Annotated in this window: 18 protein-coding genes; 9 read left to right on the top strand and 9 right to left on the bottom strand. The window is 65.8% G+C overall.

Going from position 1 to position 19,030, the window contains the following annotated elements:
• Positions 1 to 12 precede the first annotated feature (12 nt).
• The gene (locus RQG77_RS01230) at positions 13 to 999 is read left to right on the top strand and encodes a hypothetical protein (protein ID WP_311243068.1); all 987 of its coding nucleotides are present in this window, start codon (positions 13 to 15) and stop codon (positions 997 to 999) included.
• Between the two features lie 438 nt (positions 1,000 to 1,437).
• Here the strand turns inward: RQG77_RS01230 and RQG77_RS01225 are convergent, their stop codons facing one another.
• The 3 genes from RQG77_RS01225 to RQG77_RS01215 all read right to left on the bottom strand — a co-directional run bounded on the left by RQG77_RS01225 (position 1,438) and on the right by RQG77_RS01215 (position 5,727).
• Complete coding sequence (locus tag RQG77_RS01225) at positions 1,438 to 3,531, bottom strand: AAA family ATPase (protein WP_311243067.1); 2,094 nt, start codon at positions 3,529 to 3,531, stop codon at positions 1,438 to 1,440.
• 323 nt (positions 3,532 to 3,854) lie between these two features.
• Complete coding sequence (gene ychF / locus RQG77_RS01220) at positions 3,855 to 4,928, bottom strand: redox-regulated ATPase YchF (RefSeq protein ID WP_311243066.1); 1,074 nt, start codon at positions 4,926 to 4,928, stop codon at positions 3,855 to 3,857.
• Positions 4,929 to 4,977: 49 nt separating this feature from the next.
• The gene (locus RQG77_RS01215; protein WP_311243065.1) at positions 4,978 to 5,727 is read right to left on the bottom strand and encodes a class I SAM-dependent methyltransferase; all 750 of its coding nucleotides are present in this window, start codon (positions 5,725 to 5,727) and stop codon (positions 4,978 to 4,980) included.
• A gap of 59 nt (positions 5,728 to 5,786) precedes the next feature.
• On the opposite strand from RQG77_RS01215, the gene RQG77_RS01210 reads away from it, so the two are divergent.
• Both RQG77_RS01210 and RQG77_RS01205 read left to right on the top strand, forming a co-directional pair.
• Positions 5,787 to 6,380 (top strand): exonuclease domain-containing protein, encoded by a 594-nt coding sequence (locus tag RQG77_RS01210; RefSeq protein WP_311243064.1) that lies wholly within the window; start codon positions 5,787 to 5,789, stop codon positions 6,378 to 6,380.
• A gap of 44 nt (positions 6,381 to 6,424) precedes the next feature.
• Complete coding sequence (locus RQG77_RS01205; RefSeq protein ID WP_311243458.1) at positions 6,425 to 7,774, top strand: DNA recombination protein RmuC; 1,350 nt, start codon at positions 6,425 to 6,427, stop codon at positions 7,772 to 7,774.
• A gap of 10 nt (positions 7,775 to 7,784) precedes the next feature.
• On the opposite strand, the gene RQG77_RS01200 is transcribed toward RQG77_RS01205, so the two are convergent.
• Positions 7,785 to 8,084 (bottom strand): hypothetical protein, encoded by a 300-nt coding sequence (locus tag RQG77_RS01200; RefSeq protein WP_311243063.1) that lies wholly within the window; start codon positions 8,082 to 8,084, stop codon positions 7,785 to 7,787.
• A gap of 157 nt (positions 8,085 to 8,241) precedes the next feature.
• Positions 8,242 to 9,228 (bottom strand): class II fructose-bisphosphatase, encoded by a 987-nt coding sequence (gene glpX / locus RQG77_RS01195; protein ID WP_311243062.1) that lies wholly within the window; start codon positions 9,226 to 9,228, stop codon positions 8,242 to 8,244.
• A 184-nt stretch (positions 9,229 to 9,412) separates the two neighbouring features.
• Between glpX and fbaA the strand changes: the two genes are divergently transcribed.
• Positions 9,413 to 10,441 carry a class II fructose-bisphosphate aldolase gene (fbaA, locus tag RQG77_RS01190; protein WP_311243061.1) on the top strand — a complete coding sequence of 343 codons (1,029 nt, stop codon included), beginning with the start codon at positions 9,413 to 9,415 and terminating at the stop codon, positions 10,439 to 10,441.
• A gap of 64 nt (positions 10,442 to 10,505) precedes the next feature.
• On the opposite strand, the gene RQG77_RS01185 is transcribed toward fbaA, so the two are convergent.
• The 3 genes from RQG77_RS01185 to RQG77_RS01175 form a co-directional block, all read right to left on the bottom strand.
• On the bottom strand, positions 10,506 to 11,036 hold the full coding sequence (locus tag RQG77_RS01185) for a DUF6264 family protein (protein WP_311243060.1): 531 nt from the start codon (positions 11,034 to 11,036) through the stop codon (positions 10,506 to 10,508).
• Between the two features lie 267 nt (positions 11,037 to 11,303).
• The gene (locus RQG77_RS01180; protein WP_311243059.1) at positions 11,304 to 12,095 is read right to left on the bottom strand and encodes an IclR family transcriptional regulator C-terminal domain-containing protein; all 792 of its coding nucleotides are present in this window, start codon (positions 12,093 to 12,095) and stop codon (positions 11,304 to 11,306) included.
• A gap of 2 nt (positions 12,096 to 12,097) precedes the next feature.
• The gene (locus RQG77_RS01175) at positions 12,098 to 13,141 is read right to left on the bottom strand and encodes a 4-hydroxy-3-methylbut-2-enyl diphosphate reductase (protein ID WP_396653379.1); all 1,044 of its coding nucleotides are present in this window, start codon (positions 13,139 to 13,141) and stop codon (positions 12,098 to 12,100) included.
• Positions 13,142 to 13,231: 90 nt separating this feature from the next.
• Between RQG77_RS01175 and xseA the strand changes: the two genes are divergently transcribed.
• From xseA to RQG77_RS01150, 5 genes are read left to right on the top strand one after another with little or no spacing between them, the layout of a single operon-like run.
• Complete coding sequence (gene xseA, locus RQG77_RS01170) at positions 13,232 to 14,524, top strand: exodeoxyribonuclease VII large subunit (protein ID WP_311243057.1); 1,293 nt, start codon at positions 13,232 to 13,234, stop codon at positions 14,522 to 14,524.
• A 31-nt stretch (positions 14,525 to 14,555) separates the two neighbouring features.
• Positions 14,556 to 14,801 carry an exodeoxyribonuclease VII small subunit gene (locus RQG77_RS01165; RefSeq protein ID WP_311243056.1) on the top strand — a complete coding sequence of 82 codons (246 nt, stop codon included), beginning with the start codon at positions 14,556 to 14,558 and terminating at the stop codon, positions 14,799 to 14,801.
• Entirely contained in the window at positions 14,798 to 15,436 is a 639-nt protein-coding gene (locus tag RQG77_RS01160; protein WP_311243055.1) for a DUF4245 family protein, read from the top strand. The genes RQG77_RS01165 and RQG77_RS01160 overlap by 4 nt, the downstream gene beginning before the upstream one ends.
• A gap of 5 nt (positions 15,437 to 15,441) precedes the next feature.
• Positions 15,442 to 16,131 carry a carbonic anhydrase gene (locus tag RQG77_RS01155; RefSeq protein ID WP_311243054.1) on the top strand — a complete coding sequence of 230 codons (690 nt, stop codon included), beginning with the start codon at positions 15,442 to 15,444 and terminating at the stop codon, positions 16,129 to 16,131.
• Complete coding sequence (locus RQG77_RS01150; RefSeq protein WP_311243053.1) at positions 16,128 to 17,549, top strand: class II fumarate hydratase; 1,422 nt, start codon at positions 16,128 to 16,130, stop codon at positions 17,547 to 17,549. Before RQG77_RS01155 ends, RQG77_RS01150 begins: the two co-directional genes overlap by 4 nt.
• A 64-nt stretch (positions 17,550 to 17,613) precedes the next feature.
• On the opposite strand, the gene RQG77_RS01145 is transcribed toward RQG77_RS01150, so the two are convergent.
• Entirely contained in the window at positions 17,614 to 18,996 is a 1,383-nt protein-coding gene (locus RQG77_RS01145) for a PhoH family protein (RefSeq protein WP_396653372.1), read from the bottom strand.
• Between the last annotated feature and the right edge of the window lie 34 nt (positions 18,997 to 19,030).

The following is a 19,030-nucleotide window of genomic DNA, read 5'->3' as shown; positions in this document are numbered from 1 at the left end:
GACAATGGGGTCATGGATGCCTACGATAGAAAGCCGCCGGCCGGGCTCATTAGCGTCACGAATCTGTCGAGCCGGGTGCTGGTCCCCTCGCAGATCTACGACGAGGGGATGGAGGAGTGGGGCAAAGCGTCAGGGAACCACATCTACCTCGTCGCGATCGGCCCGCGGGTCAACGTGGTCTCCGCGCTCAAGGACACAGACGGCTGGAGGATCGACACGGAGTATTACAAGGATGGTTGGCGACCGCGCACCGTGCGCCTCCCTGCCCCCGCGTTTCGATCCATAAACGTGTCTGTCTCCGACGGAGTGCTGGTCCATCTCGGCGACGATGGGGAGGAGCGCTACACTGCGGTACAACTGGCACGGAAGGCACTGGATCTAGCACGTGACGACTCGTCCCTCCAGGCGCAAAGCTGGATGAAACACACGATCGACAAGTTCTTCGACTACACGGTCGTGTACATCGGCCAGGCGTACGGCAGGGACGTCCGCAAGTCGGCCGTCAAACGCCTCACCGACGGCCACGCGGACCTCCAGAAGGCGCTTGCCGCGGTTAACGACCACCACCGAAACTCCGACATCGGCGTGGTACTGATGGACACGCATGTCCAGGGCCGGGAGCTCTTCGGCTCGATCGGACAGGATGGGAACGAGGAACTGGCCCGGCTCGCCGCGAACCTCATGACAGCTCCGGATGGGCCGCTGGAGGACAAGGCTCTCCTTATCGACGCCGCCGAGGCTATGCTAATCCGCTACATCCAGCCGAAGATGAACGAGAAACTCAGGGAGTTCCCGCTCAAGGACCGACCGGGCCTCGTGAACCCCCTGCTTGCTGCGGGGATCACTCATCTCGGCGTCCAGATCGATCTGACGGCCAGCGACGTAGTTCTTCATGACCCCATTGCCGGAACCTCGAACAGCCGTCATCGTTTCGCGGTCAACCTTTCTACCGGAGAGCGGGACGTAGCGGGCGACTCCCCACTTGCGTGGCGGATGTAGCAGTTGGTGATAGGGGGACTCTGCCAAGGGATGCGTCAATCTACACGGTGGCCAGAAAACCCTCTAACTCGACGCTGGGCACCCTGAATAGTAATGCTGCCCTCGCCGACTAAGCCAACGGCCTCCCGCTCACCTCATACGCCACCAGGGGTTAGAGCGCAAAAAACACTCCACCGCACTACATTATCGAAAAGCATGTTTGATGAAGAGGTTGCGTGATGCAACCCCTTAGCGCGGAAGCCAATTCCTCGAGGTCGCATCGTCCGCCTGGCGTGAACTAGCTCGACTCTCGACCTCCCCGCGAGCGGATGGGGCCGACCTGGCTATCCTGCATGCTCGGGCGATCGAGCGAGCTAATCGCGAACACCATCATCACCTGGCTGTCCTGCCGAGATAGCCATTCCGCTTAAGGCGGGTCGGACTCACTGACCTGCTAAGTCACGCGAAAATCTTTCCAAAGATTCTGCTGAGCTCCGCCACAACGTCGTCCGCGCTCTCGCCCAGTGACGTCCGATATGAGTCCAGAGTAGGTCGACTCGCGCGGTATGCGACCGCTTGGTTCACTTTATCGCGCTTCTCATTCTTGCTCGCGTAGTAAGCCTCAATCGCCCCACGCGAGAGCACATGACAGCCTTCGTCCGCGAGCTGCTGAAGAAGCGCAGACTTCAGCTTTGCCGCATGCCCGTCTTCAGCCGGAGCGATCAGGCTCTCGAGGCGATCCGATCGACGAACGTATGCGAAAACCCGTTCCAGGCACTCAATCGCCGCAGCTGTGTCGCCTGCATGATGGGCAAGCCTTGCTTCTCCCAGGTGTTTCCGCGTTTCGCCGCTTCGCTCCAGGTCCCGTACTTGCTGAGCAGTGATGTTCGAATCAGATGACGTCAATTCGTCGAGTGCTTCCAGCAACGCGTCGCGTGTGGCTTTGCAGCTGCCTCCCGGCGATACACGTTCAAATCCATCAGTGATGACATCGAGATCACAAACCACCGAAACCGGAATGTGGAAATTTGCGAAGAACGTTCGATAGCTCTGGATGTTCGACTTGCCCTGAACTCTTGCGAAGGAAATGTTCCGCTCTGCTGCATCCCATTCTGGATTCAAGAGCTTCGCGAGCATGGGAAGAATGACTGCGTCGCTGTCCCCTTCCACTAGTACCACGCGCTTCGCGAAGAACCCGATGCTGTTGTTCTCATGACAGACAATCTGGAACGCGGTCTTCGCCGGGAGGTTGTCGGCAAGACGAACGGGGAGGGCCTCGGCGAAGGGGGCGGCGTTGCCCGCAGACGGGATCTTGCGCATCTTGATCAAGGTCTCGGTCGCGTCGGCCTCAAAAAACAACGGCGAGTGCGTCGTCACCATCACGGAGTGGATCTCCGCGAATGTGCGCAATGCCGCAAAAAGTTGGCGTTGTGCATGGGGATGCAGGTAGAGCTCCGGCTCTTCGAACAACAACCAGTACCCGGGATGTGACGCCTGGCCATCGGTGCTACGCGTCCGAAGTTCGGCGTACGCACGAAGGATCGCGAACGTCACCGCGCGCTTGAGCCCATCCCCCTTCGAGACGATGGGCCCCGTGTGCCCATCGTCAGCGACGATCTCGGCCGAGTTGATGAGTGACCGCACTTTCGGCACCGGCACATGAATCTTGAGGTCTACGCCAGGGAAGCTCTGTCGGACGAACCCAGCGATGGTCGACTCGATATCCTTCACCCGATCAATGCGGGTGTCAGACTCGACTCCGTCTTCGCCAACCACCCGGCTCAGCTTTGACTGGATCTCCCGGAACTGCTTCTCTACATCCCCAAGCTGATCCTCGATCTCGGCCATGAGAATTCCGATCAGCTTTCCAAAGGTCGCGGATTCCGAAGTCTTCACCTCATCGCTGACGTCCTTAACCGCTTCCACGTAGATGGGCTCTGGCAGGAAGTCCTTGATCGCCGCGTCTATCCCGGTAGGAAGTGGACGATCCCCAAGTTCTAACTCGTCCTCTGGCAGTACCGCGACGGCAGCATCTCTCGCAGCCTTGACGGTCGTTTGTGTTGGTCGCGCATCAAGCGCATCGTCGAGCTCTGGAAGCACCGCGATGACTGCCTCACGGAGATCAGCTCCTCTCTTCCCCCGCACCAGTTCAGCCAACGTGCCCTCATGCCACCGTTCTTCGCGTGGGACGCGCTGGCTGATCAGGAGCTGGCTCTTGCCCGATTCCCCTGGCGAAAAGGAGCGGACGAGCCGTACCGTTCCGTCCTCGACCACACCCGAAAAATCTGCACGATGCTTCTCGTTCTTGATCCGCGCCAAATCAACGTCCGTGACCCCCTGCACAAGCAGTTCAACTCGAATCGGCCGGCCGGAGTCATAGAACTCTTCGACACGCGGCCGGCGAGTTGACGACGGCATCAACAGCAGAATCGCTTGCAGCACGGAGGACTTCCCGGAGTTGTTCTCACCGATGAGGCACCCAAGTTTCGACAAAGGAATCGTGACTTCTTTGAGCCCTCTGAAGTTTTCCACGCTCAGTTCGACGAACTGCATTCGACTCTCCCGCCTAGCAACGTTGCATTCCACGATGCGAAGGACCATATCTGCGTTGCAAGCACCTCGGCATCGACTTCGAAGCGCGACCTCCTGCGCCCTGTACAGACTATCGATGGTCACCGAGACGAGATCCTCGGACACGACCTCAGCGGCTAGGCGCCGTGTTCCCCACCTATTCGAGGCGGACGTTCGTGCAGTTGTGTTGCGTCGTCGGCAAGTTCAAAATTGACGCCGTTCACGGACTTCTTGTCGCTATACACGCTGAAGGACACCAGATTGCCCCGGATCGTGGACGAGAGCTTACTTCGATCCGTCAGATGTCAGTTGTTGAAGCGGAACTCCACCACGTCGCCGTCCTTCATGACGTAGTCCTTGCCCTCGAGGCGTGCCTTGCCCTTTGAGCGGGCTTCGACGACCGAGCCGGTCTCGACGAGGTCGTCGAACGACACGATCTCGGCTTTGATGAAGCCCTTCTCGAAGTCGGTGTGGATGACACCGGCGGCCTGCGGAGCCTTCGAACCCTTGGGGATCGTCCAGGCGCGGGCTTCCTTGGGGCCTGCCGTGAGGTATGTCTGCAGACCGAGCGTGTCGAAGCCGATGCGGGCGAGCTGGTCGAGGCCCGACTCGTCCTGACCGGTCGACGCGAGAAGCTCTGCGGCATCCTCAGGGTCGAGGTCGATCAGTTCGGACTCGATCTTCGCGTCGAGGAAGATCGCCTTGGCCGGGGCGACGAGTGCCGCGAGCTCCGCCTTGCGTGCGTCGTCCGTGAGCACGCCCTCATCGACGTTGAAGACGAAGATGACGGGCTTGGCCGTCAGCAGGCCCAGTTCGCGGATCGGCGTCAGGTCGATGCCGGCGACCGACAGAAGCACGCCGCGCTCCAGAGCATCCTTCGCCGCGGTCGCGGTCTCGAGCACGACCGACTCGATCTTCTTGCCGCGGACTTCCTTCTCGTAACGGGTGATCGCCTTGTCGACCGTCTCGAGGTCGGCGAGCATCAGCTCCGCGTTGATCGTCTCCATGTCGGATGCCGGATTGACGGCGCCGTCGACGTGCACGACGTCGTCATCGGCGAAGCCGCGGACGACCTGCGCGATGGCATCCGCCTCACGGATGTTCGCGAGGAACTTGTTGCCGAGGCCCTCGCCCTCACTCGCGCCGCGCACGATGCCGGCGATGTCGACGAACGACACGGCGGCGGGGAGGATGCGCTCGCTGCCGAAGATCTCGGCGAGCTTGTCGAGACGCGGATCGGGAAGATTCACCACCCCGACGTTCGGCTCGATCGTCGCGAACGGATAGTTCGCCGCGAGCACGTCGTTCTTGGTCAGAGCGTTGAAGAGGGTGGACTTGCCGACATTGGGCAGGCCGACGATTCCGATAGTGAGAGCCACGGGGGTCGAGTCTACCTGCCGTGGATGCGCAGTCCCTGCGGGATGCCGGTCAGGCGCGCACGGCGCGGAACGCGTGCGTCACGTAGGGGAGGTCGATCGTCGTCTCGCCATCGAGCCCCAGCTCGTCGAACAGGTCGTCCATCTGCCGGGTGATCTCCGCGCGCTCGTCGGCGGGGGCGGTGATGAGGTAGCTGCGTGAGAGCGCCATCTGGTGCAGTCTCGCCCTGCTCATCGGGCGGGCCCACTCCCACTGCTGCTTCTCGACATGCGTGAAGGGCGCCTCGATGCGTGGGCCGTCGGAACCGGGGCCGTTGACCATGTTCTCGGCCGCACTGCTGTGCATGATGTCGGTCAGGCGACGAACCCACTCCACGCGCTCGTCGCGGATGTTCCATATCAGCCCCAGGACTCCCCCGGCGCGGACGACCCGTCCGAGCTCGGCAGATGCAGCTGACGGCTCCACCCAGTGCCACGCCTGACCGAGCACGACGGCGTCGACGCTCGCATCGGGCAGCGGCATCCGCTCGGCGGTTCCCTGGAACGTCGGAACGCCGGGGACGCTCAGACGCAGGGTCTCGAGCATGGTGACATCCGGGTCGACGGCCACGACCTCGGCGTCCGGTGCCTGAGCGAGGACCCGCGTGAGCTTGCCCGTGCCCGCGCCGACATCGGCGATGCGACGAGAGCCGTGCGGCATCGGCTCGAGCATCCAAGTGACTGCCTCGAAGGGATAGTCGGGTCTTCCGGCCTCGTAGTTCGCGGCCTCGGCGCCGAAGGATGTCGCTCGGTCGGTACTCATGTCGCCAGCCTACGGCGAGTCATCCTGGGGCGTCTCGGATGCCGGGAGAGAGTGGGGATGTGCCACTGGACTTCACCGCTATCGACTTCGAGACGGCGAATTCCAGCCCCGCCTCAGCCTGCTCCGTCGGCCTCGTGCGTGTGCGCGATGGCCGGATCGTCGCGACGGCCGGATGGCTGATCCGCCCGCCGGCGGGGCACGACGAGTTCCAGGAGTGGAACACGAAGATCCACGGCATCCGTGCGCACGACGTGCTGGACGCGGCCACCTGGTCGGATCAGTTCGACCGTCTCTGCGCCTTCGCGGGCGCCGACGTGCTCGTGGCGCACAACGCAGGCTTCGACCTCAACGTGCTCCGCCGCGCGTCGGAGGCCACCGGTGGCGACTGCCCGCCGTATCGCTCGCTGTGCAGCCTGCAGGTGGCGCGCAAGACCTACGAGCTCGAGTCGTATCGGCTCCCGAAGGCCGCCGAGGCTGCCGGTTTCACCGGCTTCTCCCACCATGACGCGCTCGCTGACGCGCTCGCCTGCGCGCACATCATCATCGATGCCGCCCGCCGGAACGGCGCATCCGACGTCTTCTCCCTGGCCGATGCGCTCAAGCTGCGTGTGACCGATCCGGTCGTCGTCACTCCGGAGCGTGCCGTCGCCTGAGTCGCACCGGACGAATGTCCGTGGCCGAGCGCATCATGGAGCACATGGATGCTCTCACTCTCGTTCTCCTCCTGGCCGCTCTCGTGGCCGGAGCCGCAGTGGGATGGTTCCTCCGTGGCTCCCGCGGTGCGGCGGATCTCGCTCGTGCCGAGGCAGAGCTCGCCGCCGCCCGAGACGATCGCGACCGGCAGTACGACCTGTATCGGGATGCCGTCGAGCACGCGAGACTCGAGCAGCGCGCCGAGGCGCAGCGTGTGCAGCAGCAGAATGCGGTGCTCACGGCTCTCGCCCCCGTTCGCGAGAGCCTGCAGCAGATGCAGCAGAAGGTGTCGGCCATCGAGCAGGAACGGCATGCGCAGTTCGGGTCCCTCGCAGAGCAGCTCAGGCGCGCGCAGGAGTCCGACGAGGCTCTGCGCTCGACGACCGAGTCGCTCGCCGGAGCGCTGCGGTCGACAGCCACACGCGGCGTCTGGGGCGAGACTCAGTTGCGCCGCGTCGTCGAGGCCGCGGGACTGACCAGGCACGTGGATTTCGATCTCCAGTCGACCATCTCCTCCGACCGCGGCCAGGGTCGCCCCGACATGGTGATCCGACTGGCGGGCGGCACGTCGATCGCGGTCGACGCGAAGGTCCCGCTGGATGCCTATCTCGAGGCCTCCGCGCTGCCGATCGGCGACGCCTATGAAGCGCAGCGCCGGGTGCACATGCAGAAGCACGTCAAGGCGGTGCGTGCCCATATCGACGCGCTGGCCAAGAAGGCGTACTGGTCGGGGCTCGATGCGAGCCCCGAGTTCGTGATCTGCTTCCTGCCGAGCGAGTCGCTGCTCGCCGCGGCCATCGACGAGGATCCGACGCTGCTCGACTACGCCTTCAGCAAGCGGGTAGCCCTCGCGTCCCCCGTGAACCTGTGGGCGGTGCTCAAGACCGTCGCCTACACCTGGACGCAGCAGGAGGTATCCACCGAGGCACGGTCTCTGCTGAACCTCGGCACCCAGCTGTACGACCGACTGGGCGTCCTGGCCGGTCACGCCGACGACCTTCGTCGAGCACTCGAACGCACCGTAGACAGCTACAACCGCTTCGCCGGCTCGCTCGAGAGCAGAGTGCTCGTGACAGCACGGCAGTTCCCCGGCATCAGCGCGACGACCCTCGACTCCGCTCCCCCGACGATCACGGCGCAGACGCGCAGGTTCACGGCCGAAGAGCTCGTCGAGAAGACGGAGCTCGTCGAGAACCCGGAGCCTGCGGAGAACCCGGAGCTCGTCAAGAACACCGAACAGCAGGACTCAGGGCTTCTGGCGGACGTCGGCGAGATCCGGTCGCGCCTGAGCGGTCACGGCGCAGCGAACCCTACGACCTCCGAATCGGACGGGTCTGAGACGCTGAGACGCTGAGACGCTGAGCTCAGGCGATACCGGGCACGCCGCTGAGCAGCAGGATGACCAGGCCGCTCGTCACGACGAAGGCGCCGATCATCCACCAGGAGCTGAGCTCGTGACCCTCGTCGAGGCGCTTGCGGAAGAGCACGTCCGCACGGCGAGCCGGGTCCGCGACAGCAGGCGCCTTCGCCACCGGCACAGCCGGCGTAGCGGACGCGATCGGCACCCCGGCCTCATCGACGTTGATTCGCATGATTCGACCGGTGGGCGTCGTCACGATTTTGGTCGGCGCGGCCTTGGAACCACTCGTGTGCTGCGTTGTCATCGGTCTGCCCTCCTGTGCCTGCGGTGCCTGGCGGCTCCGTCGACGGCGACAAATCCAGTGACAATTGTGACACGGCCACGCGAGAATGCCGGGCCCAGCACTCCGCAGAGCGGTACCGGGTCGGTAACGATGGCCCGCGGAGCCTAGCCGACCGGCATCAAAGCCACTTCGAGACGAGGTGCTCGGAGGCGATTCTGCGCAGTGTTCCCGAGGCACCGCGCAGCACGACGCTCTCGGTGTAGATGTAGCCGCCCTCACGACGCACACCGGCGACGAGCTGCCCGTCCGTGACGCCGGTCGCGACGAAGATCGTGTTGTCCCCTCGCACCAGGTCGTCGGCCTCGTAGACCTTGTCCATGTCGAGCCCCGCGTCGATACCGCGCTGACGCTCGTCATCGTCGCGCGGCCAGAGGCGACCCTGGATGTGACCGCCGAGCGCCTTGATGGCACAGGCCGTGACGATGCCCTCCGGGCTGCCTCCGACGCCGACGCACATGTCGGTACGAGCGGCATGACGTGCTGCGTTGATGCCGCCGGCGACGTCGCCGTCGCTCATCAGACGCGTTCCCGCTCCGGCATCCCGGATCTCCTGGATCAGCTTCTCGTGACGAGGACGGTTGAGCACCGAGACGACGATCTCGTCGACAGGCTTGCCGAGCGCGCCGGCGAGCTTGCGGATGTTCTCGCCGATCGGAAGGCGGATGTCGACCACTCCAACGCCGGCGGGTCCTGTCACGAGCTTGTCCATGTAGAACACGGTGGAGGCGTCGAGCATCGACCCGCGGTCGGAGACGGCGATCACGGAGAGGGCGTTCTGGCGACCCGCCGCGGTGAGCGACGTGCCGTCGATCGGGTCCACGGCGATGTCGCACTGCGGGCCGGTGCCGGTGCCGACCTCTTCACCGTTGAACAGCATCGGCGCGTTGTCCTTCTCACCCTCACCGATCACGACACGCCCCTGGAACGCGACGGTGCCGAGGAACGCGCGCATCGCATCGACCGCAGCGCCGTCCGCCGCTTCCTTCGCACCCCGACCGATGAACGGCACGGCGCGGATCGCGGCTGCCTCAGTGGCCCGCACCAGCTCCATCGCGAGGTTTCGATCGGGACGAAGGGGGCTGAGATCCGCTGTAAGACTAACCATGCGGTCAGCCTAGCCATCGAGACACTGTCAATCGGGGTGTTTTCATGCAACAGGGGCCGAAGGAAATGCGATTCTTAACGTGAGCGCAGGAGCGGGATGCTCACCGCGCCTCGCCGCCGGAAACCGAGAGCCAGCCCCGATAGAGTGACTGCTGTCCCGGCTTCCCAAAATCGCAGGAGTTCTCATGCCCGTCGCCACCCCGGATCAGTACGCCGAAATGCTCGACCGCGCGAAGGCCGGCGGCTTCGCGTACCCCGCATTCAACGTCTCGAGCTCGCAGACGATCAACTCGGTCCTCCAGGGCCTGACCGAGGCAGGTTCCGACGGAATCATCCAGGTCACCACCGGTGGCGCGGACTACTTCGCCGGCCACACGGTCAAGGCACGCGCGACCGGCGCACTCGCCTTCGCACGCTTCGCGACCGAGGTCGCCAAGAACTACCCGATCACCGTCGCGCTGCACACCGACCACTGCCCGAAGGACGCCCTCGGCGGCTTCGTCGAGCCGCTGATCGCAGCCTCTGAAGAAGAGGTCAAGGCCGGACGCAACCCGATCTTCCAGTCGCACATGTGGGACGGCTCGGCCGTGCCTCTTGCGGAGAACATCGAGATCGCTCAGGACCTCCTTCCCCGCATGAAGAACATCAACGCCATCCTCGAGGTCGAGATCGGCGTCGTCGGCGGCGAAGAAGACGGCGTCGCACACGAGGGATCGAACGATGCCCTCTACACGACGTTCGCGGATGTCGATCAGGCCGTCCAGGCTCTCGGCCTCGGCGAGCAGGGTCGCTACATCGCTGCCCTCACGTTCGGCAACGTGCACGGCGTCTACAAGCCCGGTGGCGTCAAGCTGCGCCCCGAGCTCCTGGGCGAGATCCAGCAGCAGGTCGCCGCGAAGTACAACACGGGTGCGAAGCCGCTCGACCTGGTCTTCCACGGCGGCTCCGGCTCGACCGATGAGGAGATCGCCCTGGCGGTCGCCAACGGTGTCATCAAGATGAACATCGACACGGACACGCAGTACGCGTACACCCGCGCGATCGCCGACTACATGTTCAAGAACTACGACGGCGTCCTCAAGGTCGACGGCGAGGTCGGCAACAAGAAGCAGTACGACCCGCGCGCCTGGGGCAAGGTCGCGGAGACGGCGATGGCCGCCCGCGTCGTCGAGTCGACGCGCCAGCTCGGCTCGTACGGACAGTCGAAGAGCTGATCCCGGCCTGACAGAGAGATGCCCCCGACCGCTGCGGTCGGGGGCATCTCTGTGTCTGAGCCACCTACTGGCCGGCAGTCTTGGCGACGAAGTCGATGAAGGCCGGGTCGTTCATCAGCGGGATGGCAGCGCAGATCGACGCCGCGAGAAGCGTCACAGCGGCCCCGGCGAGCGGTACCCACCACGAGGTCTTGCCGCTGCGCAGCCGACGGATCGAGAAATACGCGGTGAGTGACCATCCTGCGGCGAGCACGATCGCGGCAACCGTGCCCCAGACCTTACCCTGGGCGAAGTTCGTGAACTCGCCGTCGACACCGAGAACGCTCATCATCTGGTTCATCGCGGTGGGGAAGTCGAGATACGACAACCCGGTCACCACGACGTTGACGAGACCGTAGGCGAGCAGGCCGATGGTGATGAACCTGTCGACCGGGCGCGGCCGGGCTGCTGTTGCTGCTGCACCCCGGGATGCGACCTCAGGGGCCGGCGCGACGGGGACGGCGGGAGGCATCTCGTCGAGCGGCGGCAGCCCTGCTGCCTTGCGCTGCTCTTCGAGGGTCGCGATTTCGCCGTATTGAGGCCGCTGGTCGGTCATGCCGCCATGCTATCCGCACCGTCTCTGCGCGGCTCTCAGAGTGAGCCGCCCGAACATGATGGCGGCCCCGGAGAAGTGGGGACTCCTCGGGGCCGCGGATTCGGAACGCTGGGGACATTCGTCATCCAAGTGGGTCGAGGAACGCTGGGGACGTTCCACCACCAGTAGTGCCGTTTGCACATGCGACTACACCTCACATGTTAGGAAAGCGCGTGCCGACCCGCTAGTGGCATTTCTTCAGATAGCGAACATTTTCGTGGACGAGCGTCAGATCGCCGTCTGAAGATCCGGTTCTCCGCCCGTCAGCGCATCCGCGCCGAGCTGCAACGACAACCGTGTCGCGGTCTGCTTGAGCTTCGTGACGAGGCCGCGGCCGACGTGCGCCCGGTCAGACGGGAGGGAGATCGCCAGCGACGCCACGATGTTCGGTGCGATCACGGGAACGGCGACACACGTGTTGCCGATCGCGTACTCCTCACGGTCCAGGGCGAAGCCCGGTGACCGCTCCAGCTCCGCCAGCAGTGCGCCCCGGTCGCTGATGGTGCGCGGCGTGAGCTCCTCCAGGCGATGGCGTGACAGATAGTCGAGACGCTCACCACACGTGAGGTCGGTGAGGATCTGCTTGCCGAGCGCCGTCGCGTGCGCACTCGACTCGAGCGCCACCGACAGGTCGATCCGCGGAGTCCGTGCCGCATCGCCGATGTCGACGAGGTGCATCTCGCCATCGTGGTACCGAGACAGATAGGCCGTCTCTCCCACTGCTTCCGTGACCTCGCGCAGCGCCGATCGCACTCGCGCGAGGAGCACTCCGCCGGCATCCGGAGCCGCCCGGAACACCGGGAAGCTGGCGCCGAGAACGAGTCCATCCGGCTCGTTGGCCAGGTATCCCTCGTGAATCAGCGTGCGCACGAGGTTGTAGGTCGTGCCCTGGGTGAGACCGGTGAGCGCGGCGAGCGCCTTGACAGGCACGGGCCGGCGCGAGTCCGCCACGATGTCGACCAGGCGCAGGGCGCGCTGGACCGATCCGATCAGGGTCGGCGCCGCCTCGGTGGTGGGCACAGTCAGGTGTTTCCGCCGGAGGCGCGGCCCCCCAGCGCACGATCATCGCGCTGACCCGAGGCATTCTGTCGGAGCTCCTTGGGCAGCGAGAACATGAGGTCCTCCTCTGCCGTCTTGACCTCTTCGACGTCGCGGTAGCCCGCTCCGTCGAGGGCCTCGAGCACCTCCCGGACGAGCACCTCGGGAACGGATGCTCCGCTGGTCACGCCGACCGTGGCGACGCCGTCGAGCCACTCCTGCTTGACCTCTTCGGCGTAGTCCACGCGGTAGGCGGCCTTCGCTCCGTATTCCAGGGCGACCTCGACCAGGCGCACGGAGTTCGAGGAGTTCGACGAGCCCACGACGATCACGAGGTCAGCGTTCGCCGCGACCTTCTTGATCGCAACCTGACGGTTCTGCGTCGCATAGCAGATGTCGTCGGACGGAGGATTGTGCATCTCCGGGAAGCGGGTCCGCAGACGGTTGACCGTCTCCATGGTCTCGTCGACCGAGAGAGTGGTCTGCGACAGCCAGACGACCTTCGATGGGTCTTTCACCTGCACGGTGTCGGCCTCAGCGGGAGAGTTGACGATGGTCACGTGATCGGGCGCCTCGCCGGCAGTTCCCTCGACCTCCTCGTGTCCTTCGTGGCCGATCAGCAGGATCTCGAAGTCATCCCGAGCGAAGCGGACGGCCTCACGGTGGACCTTCGTGACGAGCGGGCAGGTCGCATCGATCGCGTGCAGGCCGCGATCGGAGGCAGCCTCCACGACAGCGGGCGAGACACCGTGCGCGCTGAAGACGACGTGAGCGCCCTCCGGAACCTCGTCGACCTCCTCGACGAAGATCGCGCCCTTCTCTTCGAGTTCGGACACCACGTGGATGTTGTGCACGATCTGCTTGCGCACATAGACGGGCGCGCCGTAGCGCTCGAGCGCCTTCTCGACCGCGACGACCGCGCGGTCGACGCCAGCGCAGTATCCACGCGGTGCCGCGAGCAGAACGCGCTTGTTCCCCACCACCGGGTTATCCTGAAGCCGCCCGGCCGCCCCACGTACTCGTGGGATGCGCGGCAGAGGCAGATGAACGGCAGTCGAAGTCACACTCGAATTCTACCGCCGAGAACCTGAGCAGGAGCGGGAAGGTGCACTGAGCGGATGACGGTCTTCGAAGCCTCCACGCGTCCGGGCGAGACTCCTCCGGCGGATGCGGTCGCTCCGCGTGACTCTTCGGCGGACGCCCCGACCTCCGTCGCCCGCCTGAACGGCACGATCCGAGATTTCGTCGCCCGGTGGAACACCGTCTGGGTCGAGGGAGAGATCACGTCCTGGAACGTCCGTGGCGGCAACATCTTCGCCCGGCTCAAAGACACCCGCTCGGACGCGCAGATCTCGATCCGGGTGTGGTCGAGCGTCCGCCCCCGCATTCCTGGAGATCTGGCCGTGGGCGACCACGTCGTCGCAGCCGTCAAAGCCGACTACTTCGTCAAGGCGGGCGACTTCAGCTTCACCGTCTCGGCGATGAAGCACGTCGGGCTCGGCGATCAGCTGGAACGCCTCGAGAAGCTCCGCATGCAGCTGCGCCAGGAGGGGTTGTTCGACTCCGCGCGCAAGAAGCGTCTCCCCTTCCTCCCGCACGTGATCGGTCTGATCACGGGCGAGCGCTCCGATGCCGAGAAGGACGTGCACCGCAACGCGGAGCTGCGCTGGCCGCAGGTCCGCTTCCGCACCGAGTACGCCGCCGTCCAGGGCGACCGGTGCGTGCCCGACACTCTTGCCGCCCTCGCCCGACTCGACGCCGACCCCGATGTCGACGTGATCGTCATCGCCCGCGGCGGCGGAGACCCGCAGACCCTCCTCGGATTCAGCGATGAGCGGCTCGTCCGCGCCGTAGCCGCAGCATCCACCCCCGTGGTGAGCGCGATCGGACACGAGAACGACCGCCCGCTCCTCGACGACGTCGCGGATCTCCGCGCCTCGACTCCGACCGACGCGGCGAAGCGCGTCGTGCCGGACGTCAGCGAGCAACGCGCGCTGATCGCACAACTGCGGTCCCGGGCGACCTCACGCCTCACGCAGCGGCTGTCGCATGACATCGCCCAGCTCGAGCAATTGCGCTCCCGCCCCGCGCTGCGCTCACCCGATCCCATCATCGACTCGCGCTCTCAGGATGTGTGGTTGCTGCTCTCGCGTGGACGCGACACGATCACGCGCCAGCACGATGCGGCAGGGCGCGCGACCAGCGAGCTGCGCGCGTCACTTCGCGCCCTCTCCCCCGCCGCCACGCTCGCGCGCGGGTACGCGATCGCTCACCTCGAGGGCGGTGTGATCCTTCGCGATGCGGCGGATGCACCGGCCGGCAGCGCTCTGACGATCACCGTCGACCGAGGGTCGGTCGCGGCGCGTTCCGAAGGAGAGATCGCCGAGGGACCGGCGCCTCGCTCCGGATGAGCACAGCCTGCGCACCGCGTAGGATGGAGGCGTGAGTGCGCTGAACGACACCCCTGTGGACACGCTGTCGTTCGAGGCCGCTCGCGACGAGCTCGTGAAGGTCGTCTCCGAGCTGGAACAGGGTGCTCCGACCCTCGAGCAGTCGCTCGCCCTCTGGGAGCGCGGCGAGGCTCTCGCCGCCCGATGCGAGGAGTGGCTGCTCGGCGCGAAGCGTCGCCTCGAGGCCGCCCGCGCCGCCGCCGACGCCCCCGACGCCTCCGATAAGGACGAGTCGTGAACAAGCCCGCCCCCATCGTCGCGGAGCTCGGTCGCCCCGAGACTCCCGCTGAGACCGCGGCCCGCAAGGCCGCATCGAGCAAGGCCTACCGCTCGAGCCAGACGGTGCGCAGCCTGATCGCCGCTCTGATCGCCACCCTGGCCATCGTCGCGGTGATCGTGTTCGCCGTGCCCCGCGGCGAACCAGCGACGAGCACCACCATCGACATGGTCAGCATCGCCGCCGACGTGGAGTCCACCGTCGACAGCCCGGTGATCGTTCCCGATCTCAACGACTTCTGGCGCGTGAACGCGGCCGGCCTCACGAGCGGCGCGACCTCGGTGTGGGACGTGACGCTGGCCCCGTCCGCCGAGGACGAGCGCGGCTTCGTCAAGCTCGCGCAGGCCTTCGGGGCCGATTCGTCGTGGGCACCGCAGCGTCTGAACGGAACCGCGCCGACGGACACGACGTCGATCGGCGGCCTCGAGTGGGATGTCTACGAGCCCGGTGATGCCGGCGCGAAGCAGAACATCACCTACGCGATCGGCACCCAGGCGGGTGACGACTACCTTCTGCTCTACGGCTCGCGTTCGGCCGACTCCACGGCTGAGCTCGCCGAATCCCTCGTCCCGCAGATCCGCGACCTCTCGGAGTAGCCCTCATGACAGATACGCTCACGCCCGCCGCCGCCTGGAAGCAGATGCAGGAGGGCAACCAGCGATTCGTCGATGACGCCCCTCGGCACCCGAACCAGGACGTCGCGCGACGCAAGCACCTGGCTGCCGCGCAGCATCCGGTCGCGACCCTGTTCGGCTGCTCGGACTCGCGCCTCGCGGCGGAGATCATCTTCGACCTCGGCCTCGGCGACCTCTTCGTCGTCCGCAACGCCGGCCAGGTGATCGGCGAATCCATCGTCGCGAGCCTCGAATACGCGGTCGCCGTGCTGAACGTGCCCCTGATCGTCGTCCTCGCGCACGACTCGTGCGGCGCCGTGCGCGCCGCCATCGACGGCACCGCGATCGACGCCGCTCCCCTGCCTCCGCACATCTGGAAGCTCATCGCGCCGATCGTCCCCGCCGCCCGCAAGGTGCTCGTCGAGAACGGCGGAACCACCGTCGACGAGATCGACGCCGACCTGGTCGGCCAGGAGCACCTGCGCAACACCGTGAGCGATCTGCTGCAGTCGTCCGAGGTGATCTCCAACGCGGTCGCCGAAGGCCGCCTGGGCATCGTCGGCGCCAACTACCGTCTGGCCGAGGGCACCGCGGTGCCCGTCATCACGGTCGGAATCGACACAGACGGAATCGAGACCGAGGGGCACGGCCCCGCAACCAAGGAGGGTTCGGAATGACCGACACCGACCAGCTCAGCGGCGAGAACTCGCAGGGCTACCGCATCGAGCACGACACCATGGGCGAGGTGCGGGTTCCCGTGAACGCGCTGTACGGCGCGCAGACGCAGCGCGCCGTCGAGAACTTCCCGATCTCGGGCAAGGGTCTCGAGTCGACGCAGATCGCCGCTCTCGCGCGCATCAAGAAGGCCGCAGCGCTCGCGAACAAGGAGCTCGGCACGCTCGACGGCGCGATCGCCGACGCGATCGCCCAGGCCGCCGATCTGGTCGCCTCGGGCGCACATGACGGCGAGTTCCCGGTCGACACGTACCAGACAGGTTCCGGTACGTCGTCGAACATGAACATGAACGAGGTGCTCGCGACTCTCGCCACCCGCATCCTCGGTGCGAACGTGCACCCGAACGACCACGTGAACGCTTCGCAGTCGTCGAACGACGTGTTCCCGACCTCCGTGCACATCGCCGTGACGCAGGCCCTGATCGACACGCTGATCCCGGCGCTCGACCACCTCGCCGTCGCCCTCGAGGCGAAGGCGGAGCTGTGGAAGGACGCGGTGAAGTCCGGCCGCACGCACCTCATGGATGCGACCCCGGTCACCCTCGGCCAGGAGTTCGGCGGCTACGCCCGTCAGATCCGCCTCGGCATCGAGCGCGTGCAGTCCGCCCTCCCCCGCGTCTCCGAGGTCCCTCTCGGCGGCACGGCCACCGGAACGGGCATCAACACGCCGCTCGGCTTCCCGCAGAAGGTCATCGCGCTGCTCGCGGCCGAGACCGAGCTGCCGATCACCGAGGCGAAGGACCACTTCGAGGCGCAGGCCAACCGCGACGGCCTCGTCGAGGCATCCGGTGCGCTGCGCACCATCGCCGTCTCGCTGACCAAGATCAACAACGATCTGCGCTGGATGGGTTCCGGCCCCAACACGGGTCTCGGCGAGCTGCACATCCCCGACCTGCAGCCCGGATCCTCGATCATGCCCGGCAAGGTCAACCCGGTCGTCCCCGAGGCCGTGCTGATGGTCTGCGCCCGAGTGATCGGCAACGACGCGACCGTCGCCTGGGCCGGCGCATCCGGTTCGTTCGAGCTCAACGTCGCCATCCCGGTGATGGGTACGGCGCTGCTCGAGTCGATCCGTCTGCTCGCGAACGCGTCGCGCGTGCTCGCCGACAAGACCGTCGACGGCCTGGAGGCCAACCTCGAGCGGGCCGCCGCATTCGCCGGGATGAGCCCGTCGATCGTCACTCCGCTGAACAAGCTCATCGGCTACGAGGCTGCGGCCAAGATCGCCAAGCACGCCGTGGCGAAGGGCATCACCGTCCGCGACGCCGTGATCGACCTCGGCTACGTCGAGCGGGGCGACCTCACGATCGAGCAGCTCGACGAGAAGCTCGACCTGCTCTCGATGACCCACCCGGGTTGATCGTCGCACGCTGAGACGCCGGATGCCGCAGGGACTCGTCCCTGCGGCATCCGGCGTTTCGAGCTCAGCTGAGTTCGCCGCCCTCGAGGAGCTCGGTGACGAGAGCCGCGATCGCAGACCGCTCGGACCGCATCAGCGTCACGTGTGCGAACAGGTCGTGCCCCTTGAGCGTCTCGATCACACTGGCGATGCCGTCATGACGACCGACGCGCAGATTATCTCGCTGGCCCACGTCGTGAGTGAGGATGACGCGGGAGTTCTGGCCCATCCGGCTGAGCACCGTGAGCAGTACGTTGCGTTCGAGCGACTGCGCCTCGTCGACGATCACGAACGCGTCGTGGAGCGACCGGCCACGGATGTGGGTCAGGGGCAGCACTTCGAGGATGCCCCGTTCGACGACCTCTTCCATGACGTTTCCCGAGACCACCGAACCGAGAGTGTCGAAGACGGCCTGACCCCAGGGCCCCATCTTCTCGCCCTGGTCTCCGGGAAGGTAGCCGAGCTCCTGCCCGCCGACCGCGAACAGCGGGCGGAAGACGATGATCTTCTTCTGCTGCTGCCGTTCGAGCACCGCCTCGAGTCCGGCGCACAGCGCGAGCGCCGACTTGCCCGTGCCCGCTCGTCCGCCGAGAGAGACGATGCCCACGTCGGGGTCGGTCAGCAGGTCGATCGCGATGCGCTGCTCAGCCGAGCGTCCGTGCATCCCGAAGATGTCGCGGTCGCCACGAACGAGCTTGTACTCTCCGTCGCCCGTCATCCGACCGAGTGCGGATCCGCGCTCGGAGTGGATGATGAGTCCGGTGTTCACCGGAAGCCCCCTGGCGTCCTCGCTGATCCCGACCTCGCTCTCGTACAGGTCGCTGATCTCGTCGCCCGAGAGGTTCAAGGTCGTGATGCCGGTCCAGCCGGAGTCGACCGCCTGCTCGGCCAGGTACTCCTCGGCACGGAGTCCGAGGGAGGCGGCCTTGACGCGCATCGGGAGGTCTTTCGAGACGATCGTGACGTCCTGGCCGTCCTGCGAGAGGTGCATGGCGACGGAGAGGATACGGGTGTCGTTGTCGCTGAGCCGGATGCCGGCGGGAAGCACCGAAGCATCGGTGTTGGCGAGCTCGACGCGAAGAGTGCCGCCCTCTCCGACCTCGACCGGGAAGTCGAGACGACCGTGCTCGACGCGCAGGTCGTCGAGATGACGAAGAGCCTGCCGCGCGAAGTAGCCGATCTCGGGGTCGTGGCGCTTGCCCTCGAGTTCGGTGATGACGACCACCGGAAGCACGACCGAGTGCTCGGCGAACCGGAAGAACGCCTGCGGATCGCTCAGCAGGACGGACGTGTCGAGCACGTAGGTCCGGAGATCCTGATCAGGATCAGCGGACGCCGCTCGCGTCGTCGTCTTACGGGTGGACTGCTGCGCGGTGCTTGCGGACTGCTGCGCTGTACGTGAGGTCACGACCCACTCCCGACCCGGGGAGAATCCCGGTTTT

It is taken from the genome of Microbacterium sp. WCS2018Hpa-23 (genome assembly GCF_031843845.1).
Classification (GTDB): Bacteria; Actinomycetota; Actinomycetes; order Actinomycetales; family Microbacteriaceae; genus Microbacterium.
Note: the sequence above shows the minus strand (reverse complement) of the source record. Positions and strands in the feature narration are given on the sequence as shown.